Annotated in this window: 15 protein-coding genes; 4 read left to right on the top strand and 11 right to left on the bottom strand. The window is 62.7% G+C overall.

What is annotated here, in order from left to right; all coding sequences use genetic code 11:
- Together VK98_RS24025 and VK98_RS12540 are read left to right on the top strand one after the other, a co-directional pair.
- On the top strand, positions 1-481 hold a 481-nt coding region (locus VK98_RS24025; protein WP_082158961.1), incomplete at its 5' end, for a hypothetical protein.
- Positions 482-570: 89 nt separating this feature from the next.
- Complete coding sequence (locus tag VK98_RS12540) at positions 571-1,377, top strand: serine protease (protein WP_048414332.1); 807 nt, start codon at positions 571-573, stop codon at positions 1,375-1,377.
- A 46-nt stretch (positions 1,378-1,423) separates the two neighbouring features.
- Here the strand turns inward: VK98_RS12540 and rph are convergent, their stop codons facing one another.
- From rph to VK98_RS12525, 3 genes are all read right to left on the bottom strand, one after another.
- Positions 1,424-2,140, bottom strand: a complete 717-nt coding sequence (gene rph / locus VK98_RS12535) for a ribonuclease PH (RefSeq protein WP_048414367.1) — start codon at positions 2,138-2,140, stop codon at positions 1,424-1,426.
- Between the two features lie 61 nt (positions 2,141-2,201).
- Positions 2,202-3,083 (bottom strand): PP2C family serine/threonine-protein phosphatase, encoded by an 882-nt coding sequence (locus tag VK98_RS12530; protein WP_048414331.1) that lies wholly within the window; start codon positions 3,081-3,083, stop codon positions 2,202-2,204.
- Between the two features lie 13 nt (positions 3,084-3,096).
- Positions 3,097-4,047: a serine/threonine-protein kinase gene (locus VK98_RS12525; protein ID WP_048414330.1), complete on the bottom strand. Its 951-nt coding sequence runs from the start codon at positions 4,045-4,047 to the stop codon at positions 3,097-3,099.
- Positions 4,048-4,154: 107 nt separating this feature from the next.
- Between VK98_RS12525 and VK98_RS12520 the strand changes: the two genes are divergently transcribed.
- Together VK98_RS12520 and VK98_RS12515 are read left to right on the top strand one after the other, a co-directional pair.
- Positions 4,155-5,021, top strand: a complete 867-nt coding sequence (locus tag VK98_RS12520; protein WP_048414329.1) for a YicC/YloC family endoribonuclease — start codon at positions 4,155-4,157, stop codon at positions 5,019-5,021.
- A gap of 64 nt (positions 5,022-5,085) precedes the next feature.
- Entirely contained in the window at positions 5,086-5,355 is a 270-nt protein-coding gene (locus tag VK98_RS12515) for an HU family DNA-binding protein (protein WP_048414328.1), read from the top strand.
- A gap of 65 nt (positions 5,356-5,420) precedes the next feature.
- On the opposite strand, the gene VK98_RS12510 is transcribed toward VK98_RS12515, so the two are convergent.
- The 8 genes from VK98_RS12510 to VK98_RS12475 all read right to left on the bottom strand — a co-directional run bounded on the left by VK98_RS12510 (position 5,421) and on the right by VK98_RS12475 (position 10,866).
- Positions 5,421-6,287 carry an NAD(P)-dependent oxidoreductase gene (locus VK98_RS12510; protein WP_048414327.1) on the bottom strand — a complete coding sequence of 289 codons (867 nt, stop codon included), beginning with the start codon at positions 6,285-6,287 and terminating at the stop codon, positions 5,421-5,423.
- An 82-nt stretch (positions 6,288-6,369) separates the two neighbouring features.
- A complete protein-coding gene (locus VK98_RS12505) occupies positions 6,370-6,711 on the bottom strand; it encodes an EscU/YscU/HrcU family type III secretion system export apparatus switch protein (protein ID WP_019103813.1) in 342 nt (113 codons plus the stop codon).
- A complete protein-coding gene (locus VK98_RS12500; protein ID WP_048414326.1) occupies positions 6,692-7,711 on the bottom strand; it encodes a flagellar hook-length control protein FliK in 1,020 nt (339 codons plus the stop codon). The genes VK98_RS12505 and VK98_RS12500 overlap by 20 nt, the downstream gene beginning before the upstream one ends.
- Positions 7,708-8,061, bottom strand: a complete 354-nt coding sequence (locus VK98_RS12495) for a DUF2802 domain-containing protein (protein WP_048414325.1) — start codon at positions 8,059-8,061, stop codon at positions 7,708-7,710. Before VK98_RS12495 ends, VK98_RS12500 begins: the two co-directional genes overlap by 4 nt.
- A gap of 124 nt (positions 8,062-8,185) precedes the next feature.
- A complete protein-coding gene (locus VK98_RS12490; protein ID WP_048414324.1) occupies positions 8,186-8,515 on the bottom strand; it encodes a hypothetical protein in 330 nt (109 codons plus the stop codon).
- Positions 8,512-8,922, bottom strand: coding sequence for a flagellar export chaperone FliS (gene fliS, locus VK98_RS12485; RefSeq protein WP_231589268.1), 411 nt, complete (start codon positions 8,920-8,922; stop codon positions 8,512-8,514). The genes VK98_RS12490 and fliS overlap by 4 nt, the downstream gene beginning before the upstream one ends.
- A gap of 97 nt (positions 8,923-9,019) precedes the next feature.
- Positions 9,020-10,393, bottom strand: coding sequence for a flagellar filament capping protein FliD (gene fliD / locus VK98_RS12480; RefSeq protein ID WP_048414366.1), 1,374 nt, complete (start codon positions 10,391-10,393; stop codon positions 9,020-9,022).
- A gap of 44 nt (positions 10,394-10,437) precedes the next feature.
- A complete protein-coding gene (locus VK98_RS12475; protein ID WP_043642102.1) occupies positions 10,438-10,866 on the bottom strand; it encodes a flagellar protein FlaG in 429 nt (142 codons plus the stop codon).
- Positions 10,867-10,924 lie beyond the last annotated feature (58 nt).

The raw sequence follows: 10,924 nt of genomic DNA, 5'->3' as shown, positions 1-10,924 counted from the left end.
CGCCGCTCAGAAAGCTCAAGCCGCCAAGGCCGACGCTTCCGCTCCGAAAAAAGCCAAAAAAGCCAAAAAGCACGTAGCTAAGAAAGAAGCTTCCGCTGCTCAGAAAGCTCAAGCCGCTAAAGCCGACGCTTCCGCTCCGGCCAAAAAAGCCAAGAAAGCCAAAAAGCACGTAGCTAAGAAAGAAGCTTCCGCTGCTCAGAAAGCTCAAGCCGCTAAAGCTGATGCTTCCGCTCCGGCCAAAAAAGCCAAGAAAGCCAAAAAGCACGTAGCTAAGAAAGAAGCCTCCGCTGCTCAGAAAGCTCAAGCTGCTAAAGCCGACGCTTCCGCTCCGGCCAAAAAAGCCAAGAAAGCTAAAAAGCACGTAGCCAAGAAAGAGGCTTCCGCTGCTCAGAAAGCCCAAGCCGCTAAGAAAGAAGCTTCCGCTCCGGCCAAGAAAGCCGAGAAGAAAGCTTCCAAAAAAGCTGCTTCCGCTGCCAAGTAATCAGGCGGCGAGCATTGCCGGCACCGCTGGCAATCGCACATAATTCGGGGCGCTTCGGCGCCCCGTTTTCATTTGCAAGGCCACACTCGATGAAACTCCCCCTGCTTGTCCTCAGCCTGCTGCTGGCTCCGCTGGCTCATGCCGCCCCCAAGATCTCCGCGGAACACAAGATTCTGTTCTTCGGCCAGGACGACCGCGTCCGCACCCGCCCCGACCATCAACCCTGGCTCGCGGTGGGACAATTGCAAACCCGTTCCCGCACCATTTGCACCGGCGCGCTGGTGGCCCGCGACGTGGTGCTGACCGCCGGTCATTGCTTCGTCGACGAGAAAGGCCGCTTCGATCCGGCGGTCAGCTTCACCGTCGGCCTGTGGGGCGACGAATACACCGCGCGCAGCAAGATCCTGGAAGTGCAAGTGGACAAGGGCTTCCTCAAAGGCCTGGACCGTCGCGCCGACGGCCTCTACATTCCGCCGCGCATCGCGCCGCGCGACTTCGCCTTCGTGCGTCTGGCCACCCCGCTGGGCGACACCCAGGGCGTGCTGCCGGTGTTCAGCGGCAACGCCAAACAGCTGCGCACGCTGCTGAACCAGCAAAGCTGGACCCTGACCCAGGGCGGCTATCCCATCGACGACCAGAAGCATCTGCTGGTGCACAACGCCTGCGAAGCCACCAAGCTGCGCCCGGACGGCCGTCTGACCCATCGCTGCGACACGCTGGAGGGCAATAGCGGCTCGCCGGTCTTCGTGATGGGGCCGGGACAAGCGGTCATCGTCGCGGTGCAAAGCTCCGCCCCGATCGCCGCGCGGCGCAAGCAGGAAGACAATATGAGCGTCAGCGCGCCGATTTTCTACGATGCGCTGCAACAGTTCATCCGCAAAAGCGCCAAGCCATGAAAAAAGCCCCGGCGACGGGGCTTTTTACTATTCCGGGCTTGCGCCCTCACTCCGCCAGCGCCTGGCGCTGCAGCGCCACCAGCTCGCGGATGCCGGAACGGGCCAGGCCCAGCATCGCCTGCAGTTCCTGATCGCCGAACGGCTCGCCCTCGGCGGTGCCCTGCACCTCCACGAAGCGGCCGTCGCCCGTCATCACCACGTTCATATCGGTATCGCAGCTGGAGTCTTCGGCGTAGTCCAGGTCCAGCACCGGCATGCCCTGGTACAAGCCCACCGAAATGGCGGCCACCTGGTCGCGCAGCGGGTTCTCGCTCAGCTTGCCCTCGCGCAGCAGCAGGCCGATCGCGTCGGCCAGGGCCACATAGGCGCCGGTGATGCTGGCGGTGCGGGTGCCGCCGTCGGCCTGGATCACGTCGCAGTCGATCTGGATCTGGCGCTCGCCCAGCTTCTCCAGATCCACCACCGCGCGCAGCGAGCGGCCGATCAGGCGCTGGATCTCCTGGGTGCGGCCGGACTGCTTGCCGGCGGAGGACTCGCGGCGCATGCGCGAGCCGGTGGAGCGCGGCAGCATGCCGTATTCGGCGGTCACCCAGCCGCGGCCCTTGCCCTTCAGGAAGCCCGGCACGCCGTCGTCCACGCTGGCGGTGCAAATCACCTTGGTGTCGCCGAATTCGATCAACACCGAGCCTTCGGCGTGCTTGAGATAGTGGCGGCTGATCCGCACCGTGCGCAGGGCATCGGCCGGGCGTTGGGAAGGTCGCATCATGTCATCGTCCAGAACGGTAAATGCCGACGATTATATCAGTCGCCACCGACGACGGCGCTTAGTCGCGCTTGCCCGCGACCCGGCTGGCCAGAATCTCCTGATGCATGGTTTCCAGATTGGAGTCCAGAATCACCCGCCCCAGCTGGCGCGGCGTCGCCGTTTCGGTATCCAGCACATCCTCGCGCTCGCCGTAGTCCTGGGTCTCGTCCAGCAGCGTCACCGCCGCCGCGGACAGATTGTCTCCGCCAGCGCCCGCGCGTCGCTCCGACACGTTCATCAGCGCCGGCAGTACCTGGCTGACGTTGCGGCGGAAAAAGACTTTTTCCAGCTCCGGGTCCATCACTTGCGACCACAGGCCGTCGGAACACAGCAGGATGGAGCAGCCGACGCCCACGCTCTGCTTCTCGCCGACATCGATGTCCGGATCGCTGGCCGCGCCCAGGCAGTTGTAAATCTTGTGGCGCTCCGGGTGCACCTTGGCGGCGTCCTCGCTCAACTGGCCCTGATCGATCAGCCGCTGCACCTGGGAATGGTCGCGCGAGCGCAGCCGCAGGCCCTTTTCGTCCAGCAGATAGAGCCGGGAATCGCCGACATGGCACCAGTACAGCTGCCCCTGCTGGATGATGGCCGCCACCACCGTGGTGCTGGGCACCTCCGGCAGCCTGTGATCGGCGGCGTAATCGAGGATGACTTGATGCGCGGTGCTGACCGCGTTGACCAGAAAACGGTTGGGATGAGTCAACAGCGGCGTGGCTTGCTGGTAAAACAACTCGCTGAGCAGGTCCACCGTGATCTGCGCCGCCACCTCGCCGCGCAGATGCCCGCCCATGCCGTCCGCCACCGCCAGCATCACGGCGTCGCGCGAATGCGCGATCACCAGCCTGTCCTGGTTGTACGCCCGCCCGCCGATGCGGCTTTCCTGATAGATCGATAGTTTCATGGCTATCCCCTCATCATGAGCGTCCGCCAGTCAGGTTTTTTATCCATCCCACCCACTTGCTGCCCGCCAGTTCTTCCGGCGGGCTGTACTCCTCCGCCATCAGGCGCTTCTGCAGCCCCGGCACCGTCGCCGGCCTCTCCTCCGGAGACAGCGCCAGGCACTGATCGGTCAATTCCAGCAACTCGCGGGAGTACAAATGGCGGAAGGCCTTGCTCGCCGGCGTCAGCCTGTCGCTTTCCTTGCGCTCCTTGGAAATCTGCGGCGTGCCGCCGCCCATGCAGGCGTAAAGACAGGCGCCCAAGGCGTAGATGTCGGTCCAGGGCCCTAGCGGCGCGTCTTTTTCATATTGCTCGGGCGCGGCGAAGCCCGGGGTGTACATCGAGGCGAAATGCTTGTCGCGACGAGACAGGGTCTGCCTGGCCGCGCCGAAGTCCAGCAACAGCGGCGCGCCGTTGCGGCGCAGATAAATATTGGCCGGCTTGATGTCCAAGTGCAGCAGGCGCTGCAGATGGACCTCGCGCAGACCGGACAACAGCGCGGCGAACCATTTGCGCAAGCGCCGCTCGTCCAGCCGGCCGCCGGCCAGCTCCAGTTCGCGCACCAGCGAACGGCCGTCGGCGTACTCCATCACCATGTAGACCGTCTGGTTGGCGCGGAAGAAGTTGATCACGCGCACCACGGTGGGGTGGGAAATGCCGGAAAGAATCCGGCCTTCCTCGAAAAAACACTTCAGCCCCAGATTGAAAGCCTCGCGGTCCAGCTCGTGCGGCACCGTCACGTGGCCGTCGTCGTCGCGCATCGCCAGATTGCGCGGCAAGTACTCCTTGATCGCGAACTTGTTGTCCTGATCGTCCAGCGCCAGATAGACAACACTGAAGCCGCCCACCGAGAGTTGGCGGACAATCGTGTACTCGCCCAGCCGGGAGCCTGCCGGCAAAGCGGTCTGCTGGTTCGATTGAGTCATGGGGTGTCAGTTGTTATAGTGTCCACAGGCCTTGGATTGAGCTTAGCAAAGCAATTCGGGCCCAGCCTTGAGAAAGTAAACAATCCGCTCATCTAAGGGGGTGTCTGATGATTTTAAGTATGACAGGCTTTGCCGCAACCAGCAGGGAATTTCCCGGCGGCTTGTTGAGCCTAGAAATTCGCTCGGTCAACCACCGTTACCTTGATTTGCAAATGCGCTTGCCGGAAGAGCTGCGCGTGATCGAACCGCAGTTGCGCGAGCTGATTTCCGCCAAGGTCAGCCGCGGCAAGCTGGAATGCCGCGTAGGCATCAATCAGGTGGACAGCGCCGTGCCGACGCTGGAATTGAACCAGAACGTGCTGCAGCGTCTGATCGAAGTCTCGCAGCAGGTGCGCGAACAGGCCGGCGAAAGCCGCGGCCTGTCGGTGGGCGAACTGATGCGCTGGCCGGGCGTGATGAAAACCAATGAACTGGCGCCGGAAGTGCTGCAGCAACTGTGCGCGGAAAGCCTGACCGTGGCCTTGAAGGACTTCAACGCCTCGCGCGGCCGCGAAGGCGAAAAGCTCAAGGCGGTACTGGAGGAGCGCATCGCCGGCATGGAAGCCATCGTCGCCGCCATCAAGCCCAAGCTGCCGGCCATTCTGGACGCCCATATGTCCAAACTGTCCAGCCGCCTGCAAGAGGCGCTGGGCAATGTCGACGAAGACAGGTTGAAGCAGGAATTCGCGCTGTTCGCGCAGAAGATAGACGTCGACGAAGAACTTGCCCGCCTCAGCACCCATCTGAGCGAAGTGCGCCGCATCCTGAAGGCCGGCGGCCAATCCGGCAAGCGCCTGGATTTCCTGATGCAGGAGTTGAATCGCGAAGCCAACACTCTGGGGTCCAAATCGGTGTCCACCGAAACCACCCAAGCCTCGGTGGAGTTGAAAGTCCTGATTGAACAGATGCGCGAGCAGATCCAGAATATCGAGTAAGCACGGCGCCGGCGGCCGGGGCCGCCGCGGCAAGCGCTCCTAGACCTGAGGGAAAGACCAAAACATGACCAAAGCAGAACTGATCGCGGCGTTGGCCGAGACATCCGGCCTGAGCAAGGCCGACGTGCTCCGAGTATTGGGCGCTTTTGACGAAGTGCTGCAAAACGCGTTGGCCAACGGCGATGAAATCACCACCGTGGTGGGCAAATACAAAGTCAAGGAAAGCGCCGCGCGAACCGGCCGCAATCCCAAGACCGGCGAAACCATCGAGATCGCCGCCAAACGCAAGGTGGTGTTTCTGCCCAGCAAACAGTTGAAGGACAAGGTGGCCTGAGCTCGGCTCAACCCTCTTTCCGCGACAACGGCGAGGATCTCTCCTCGCCGTTTCTCATTCCCGTCTCAGTTTTGCCGCCAGATCAGCCGCGCGATCGCCGACGAGTCCAGCTCGCCCTCGCCTTCCGCCACCAGCTGATCGATCAGGCCCGACACCCGTTCGGCCTCAGGCAGGCGGATACCCTGCTCGCGCGCCGTCTCCAGCACGATGCGCATATCCTTGGCGTGCAGCTTGGCCTTGAAGCCCGGCGCGTAATTGTCGTCTATCATCCGCTGGCCGTGGACATCCAGCACCTTGCTCTGGGCAAAACCGCCCAGCAAGGCCGCCCGCACCGGCGCGGGATCGACATTGCAAGCCTGGGCCAGCTTCATGATTTCCGCCACCGCGGCGACGCCGACGCCGACCGCGATCTGGTTGCAAGCCTTGGCCACCTGGCCGGCGCCGCTGGCGCCGATATGGGTGATGGTCTGCCCCATCGCCTGCAAGGCCGGACGCGCGCGCTCCAGCGCCTCGGCCTTGCCGCCCACCATGATGGTCAGCGTGCCGTTGACGGCGCCCACCTCGCCGCCGGAGACCGGACAGTCCAGGAAGTCCACGCCGAAAGACGCCAGCTGCTCCGCGATGCGGCGCGCGCCGTTGGGCGCGATGGTGCTCATGTCGGCGCACACCAGGCCCGCGCCGGCGCCGTGCGCCGCGCCCTGCTCGCCCAGCAACACCTGCTCAACGTCCGCGGTGTCCGACACATTGGTGATCAGCAACTCGACCTGAGCGGCCAAGGCGGCCGGGCTGTCCGCCCAGCTGGCCCCGGCCTGCAACAAGGCTTCCGCCCGTTCGCGGCTGCGCGCCCATACCGCCACTTGGTGGCCCGCCTTCAAGAGATTCAATACGCAGGGACGGCCCATGATGCCCAGACCGATATAACCGACTTTCATTTGCGACTCCACGATGAAAACGACGACATTCATCGAGGATAAGGGGAAGCGCGCCGCAACGCCAGCGCGCGGCGGAGGGAAATCAGGGCTCCGGCAGGGGCGCCGGCTTGCGGCCGCCCAGCCAGGCCTCGAATTCATAATCCTTGCCGGAGGCGTGGTGCTCCAGAAAATAGACGAAGGCCAGCACCTCGGCCACCGCGCGGTAGAGTTCCGGCGGGATGTTCTTGTCCAGGTCCACCTGCATCAGCAGGGACACCAGCTCCGGCGAATCATGGACGAACACGCCGGCCTCCCGCGCGCGGTCTATGATGCGTTCGGCCAGCTCGCCGTAACCCTTGGCGACGACCTTGGGGGAACGGTGGCCCTCCTGGTAAGACAAGGCCACCGCCGAGCGGCGCTTGTCCTCACTCGGCGGCCGCGCCATCGTCCTTCACCACCAGGCTGGCCAGGGCCAGACCGGCCGAGGCCAAGCCCGCCTCCAGCCGGCTGGCGTTCTGGGTGATCAACTGCCCTGCCTGTTCGTCTTCGGCGGCGAAGGACACCTGCACCGTCTGGCCCACCAGACGGATGCGCGCCGCCATGCCGCCCAGCGCCGGCAGATTCAGGGACAGGCTGGTGGACCAGGCTTGCATCTCCTGCTGGCCGTTGCCCTCGCGGTCGGCCTCGGTCTTTTCCTGCTCTATCACCATCTGCATCGGCTGGCCGGGCCAGGCCATGCCCTGAAACTGCAGTTGCTGGTTTTCCAGGCCATTGAGCTGCCTTTGCACCAGATTGCCCAACTCCTGCGTTTGCGCCTGCGGCCGAGCGCTGGTCGCCGCGTGCTCGGCGTTCGTCAGCGCCTGGCTCATCTTGGCCTGAGGCTCCTGTTTGATCTCGGCCAGGCTGGTGCGGCCGTCGGCGAAGTCTTTCAGATGAGACTCGTAAAACAGGCCGCTCTTGGCCACGCCCTGCTGCAAATCCTCCGCCACCTTGGGCGGCGGCTGCTGCGCCGCGTTGACCAGCACCGGCTTGCCGGCGTCGCTGGTCTGGGTGGACAACAAATGGGTCAGATACTTGGAGGCGGGGCTCAAGGCCACCTGCACCGAGCTGGCCTTGTTTTGCTCCGCGCTCTCCTTGCTGCCGTCCTGCAGCAAAAAGGTCAGCGCCGGCTGCAAGGACGCCACTTTCAGCTGCAAGGTGTCGCCGCTCACCGTCGCGCCTTGAGGCAGGTTCAGCGTGAACAGCGAATTCTTGATCAATACCGCCAGCTGATTATTGTCCAGCCGGTCCGCCACGCGCGCGGTCACCTGCTCGCCCAGCAGCAGCGTCGGCAGCCGGCTGGGCAGGGTCGCGGTTTCCAGCAACAGCTTGGCGCCCTCGCCCAACAGCTGCGAGGGGTTGATCTGCTGCGCCGGCAAGACGCCGGTATTGATCGACGGAATCATGAGGTGGGACTATTTCGATACAGGGAAACGATCAACTCGGCCTCGCTGCGGGAAATGCCGCAGCGGGAGGCCACTTCGGAAGCCGTCAAGCCCTGGCGTATCATCTCGATCGCCTGGTTGTAAGGGCTGAGTCCGACATCCGTGTGCGCCTGCTGCTCCACGCGGGACAACAACCGCGACATATCCCGCTGCAAAGCGCTGATCTGCTGTTGCTGCTGATCAAGATACATGGTGGTCAAGCTGTCGCGTTTGGTTTCCAAACGCAGCACGCGCCAGTAGACATACGCTACCGCCATGGCCAGCATCAGCCAGAGCACGACCATCAGGTATGGGAAGAAGGTGCCGGACATCTTGGTTCCCCATGGAAGAGTTTCCGCCGTGACTTAATTTTATGGCGAAACCTCCAACAACCCAAGGCCAACCCGCCATCAAATCGCCCCGCCGTCCCGGCCGGGCAATCGCGGCGGCTTGCGGTCAACGATAGTGTTTCAGCACCCGGGAGTTCTGATTGATCAGCACCAGTTCCGAGCGCAGCGCCTCCGACCATTGCGTCAGATCCGCCTGGATCGCCTCGCGCCGCCGCACCAGTTCGCGCAGCCTGTCGCGCTGGGTCTCCTCCAGGCCCGACAAGGCCTCCTGGGTCAGCGAGGCCAACAACCGAGACATCAGCTTTTCCTGCTGCGCCTGCAAGGCGCTGAAGCGCTCGTAGTCCTTGGCCGACACCGCGGCGGACACCTGGGGCGTCAAGGCCTCCAGCTCCGCCAGCAACGGCCCCAAGGCCGTCGCGCGCGCCGTCGCCGTCATGCCCCCGCCGCCGCGCTGGCCGCGGGCTGGCTGCGGTCGACCTGCTGCCAGGCGGGAAGAACGGTTTCCAGCAGGCTGCGGACTTCCGCCAGTATGGTCAGATCGTTCTTGAGACTGGCCTGCCCCAAACGAGTCTTCATATAGAGGTACAGCTCGTTCAGATTGACCGCCGCCTCGCTGCCGGCCTCCACGTCCAAGGCGATGCGCAGGCCTTCGATGATGTCCATCGCCTTCGAAATCATGCGCGCCTTTTCGTCAAAACGCTGGGCCTCGATCGCGATGCCGGCGGTCATGATCGCCTTGATCGCGCCTTCGTACAGCATGACCACGATCCCGATCGGGCTGGCGCCGTATACCGCGGCCTTCAAGGCGTCGTTTTCATAAGCCTTGTTGAATTGCTTCAACATTCTGGAGTTCAGCATAGTGTTACCACCGGCAATGCCGGGTCGGCGGGCGGTGCAGCCCGATCCGGCCTCAGCGTAAAATCATGACGAAAAACCAAATTCACACCTGAGACATCAGACCGCTCAAATTATTGGTCGAAGCCTGCATTTTAGCCAGCGTCGAGTTCAATGCGGTGTATTGCTGGATGTATTGTTTCTGCCGCGCGGTCAGCCGGGCGGTCAATGCGTCTTGCGAAGCTTTCTCGGTGCTGATGCGCGAGTTGATCGAGCTCTTGCTGCTTTCCACCACGCCGCTGGGCCCCAGCAGGCTGTTGATCTCTTTGTTCAACAACTGGGCAATCCCGTTGCTGCTGGTGTTCCCGAACAGGTTCTTCACCGCGGTCGGGTCCTTTTTCAAGGCGTCGTTGAACTTGGTCTGATCCAGTTTGAGAGTGCCGTCCTTTTGAATGGCGATCCCGATCTGGGACAGGTAGGCAAAGGAGTTAACCGGATCGACGCCGGGAATGGACTTGGTCAGCACATCCTGCAGTTTTTGCTGAATCGACAAAACCGAGGCATTGCCCTTCATGCTGCCGCCGCGCGCATCCTTGATCGCGCTCAGCACTTGATTATAGGCGTCGACAAAGCCCTGCAGATTCTTGCCGATGCCAGCGGTGTCCTGATTCAGCGTCACCGTGGTGGAAACGCCGGTCCCGCCTTTATACAGGTCCAGCTCAACGCCGGGAATCGCGCCGCTGACCTTATTGCTGCCGGAGGTCACCTGCACGCCGTTCACCGTCAATTCGGCGTTGGCCGCGTCCTTGGACTCGCCGTTGGCGGTTGGACTTTGCGTCAAGCCAGCCAGCGTCGATCCGCTGGTGCCGCCGGAATCGGCGCCGCCGGCGCTGATGGTGAATTTATTGTCGGTGCCGGAAGCGGTAGACGCCACCACCAGCTTGTAGTTGTCGCCGTTTTTGACGACAGAGGCGTTGATGCCCATGCCTTCGGCGTTGATCTTGTCGGAAATGGACTGCAGGGTGACTTTGTCGCCCGGATTGTCCCTGAGCTTGACCGTCTGTTCCTTGCCATTGATGGTGAACTTAAGCTCATTGGGCGCGCCGGTGATTTCCGTTTGCGCGTCTTTGATGTCGGCGCCGTTGAACTGGTCGAACACCAGTTGCCGGGAGGTCGCCAGTTTGGCCACGTTAACGACGTAGGTGCCGTTGACGCCGCCGGAGGTGGTGCTGACGCCCGCCACCGAGGTATCGCTGGAGGACACTTTGAACGCCTGCAAGAACGATCCCGACGACAAGCTGGTGATCGCGCTTTGCAGCGCGGACAGCGCGGAACCGATCTTGCCAAGATCGCTCAACTGGGTGTTGTAGCCGTCCAGCTTCTTCTGACTGGCGACCAATGGCCGGGAATCGATCGCCATCAACTGGCTTACGATGGTTTGGACGTCGAGCGCGCCGACTGATGTGGTTATCCCTGCCATGTTCATCACCCTTTAATGTGTATTTGTTGAGCCGCTCCCGGGACTCAAGCCTTGTCCTTCAGCAGCATGCCCTTGAAGTCGCCGATCGCCTTGGCGATCCGGATCGCGTCCTCGGAAGGTATCTGCCGGATTACCTTCTGAGTTTCCTTGTCCACGACTTTCACCACCTGCAGATCGGTATCCTTGTCCACCGAAAACTCCAGCTGGTTATTGTACAGCGAGGCCACACTGTTCAGTTGCTTCAACGACGACTGCAACTGCTCGGTAACCGATGGTTTTTCCTTGGCCGCGGTGTTCTGCGCTTGCTGTTGCTGCGCCTGTCCGGCGGCGGCAACGGCCTGGGCATTGTCCGGCAAAGCGGAAGCGGCCTTGTCGGCGCCCTGCCCGCTTTGCGCCAACTCCACCGTTTGCTGCCGCGGCGCGGATGCGCCCGCGTTGGCAATCGGCAGCGATTGTAAAGAAGGTATTTGCATGACAACTCTCCTGACGCGCGCAGCTCCGGTTGCCCAACCAACCGGAGCCGCCGCTGGC

This window comes from Chromobacterium sp. LK11, assembly GCF_001043705.1.
Lineage (GTDB): Bacteria > Pseudomonadota > Gammaproteobacteria > Burkholderiales > Chromobacteriaceae > Chromobacterium > Chromobacterium alkanivorans.
Note: the sequence above shows the minus strand (reverse complement) of the source record. Positions and strands in the feature narration are given on the sequence as shown.

Coding starts and splice junctions, on each gene's coding strand:
- VK98_RS12540 (WP_048414332.1), top strand. CDS start 571: ATGAAACTCCCCCTGCTTGTCCTCAGCCTGCTGCTGGCTCCGCTGGCT.
- rph (WP_048414367.1), bottom strand. CDS start 2,140: ATGCGACCTTCCCAACGCCCGGCCGATGCCCTGCGCACGGTGCGGATC.
- VK98_RS12530 (WP_048414331.1), bottom strand. CDS start 3,083: ATGAAACTATCGATCTATCAGGAAAGCCGCATCGGCGGGCGGGCGTAC.
- VK98_RS12525 (WP_048414330.1), bottom strand. CDS start 4,047: ATGACTCAATCGAACCAGCAGACCGCTTTGCCGGCAGGCTCCCGGCTG.
- VK98_RS12520 (WP_048414329.1), top strand. CDS start 4,155: ATGATTTTAAGTATGACAGGCTTTGCCGCAACCAGCAGGGAATTTCCC.
- VK98_RS12515 (WP_048414328.1), top strand. CDS start 5,086: ATGACCAAAGCAGAACTGATCGCGGCGTTGGCCGAGACATCCGGCCTG.
- VK98_RS12510 (WP_048414327.1), bottom strand. CDS start 6,287: ATGAAAGTCGGTTATATCGGTCTGGGCATCATGGGCCGTCCCTGCGTA.
- VK98_RS12505 (WP_019103813.1), bottom strand. CDS start 6,711: ATGGCGCGGCCGCCGAGTGAGGACAAGCGCCGCTCGGCGGTGGCCTTG.
- VK98_RS12500 (WP_048414326.1), bottom strand. CDS start 7,711: ATGATTCCGTCGATCAATACCGGCGTCTTGCCGGCGCAGCAGATCAAC.
- VK98_RS12495 (WP_048414325.1), bottom strand. CDS start 8,061: ATGTCCGGCACCTTCTTCCCATACCTGATGGTCGTGCTCTGGCTGATG.
- VK98_RS12490 (WP_048414324.1), bottom strand. CDS start 8,515: ATGACGGCGACGGCGCGCGCGACGGCCTTGGGGCCGTTGCTGGCGGAG.
- fliS (WP_231589268.1), bottom strand. CDS start 8,922: ATGTTGAAGCAATTCAACAAGGCTTATGAAAACGACGCCTTGAAGGCC.
- fliD (WP_048414366.1), bottom strand. CDS start 10,393: ATGGCAGGGATAACCACATCAGTCGGCGCGCTCGACGTCCAAACCATC.
- VK98_RS12475 (WP_043642102.1), bottom strand. CDS start 10,866: ATGCAAATACCTTCTTTACAATCGCTGCCGATTGCCAACGCGGGCGCA.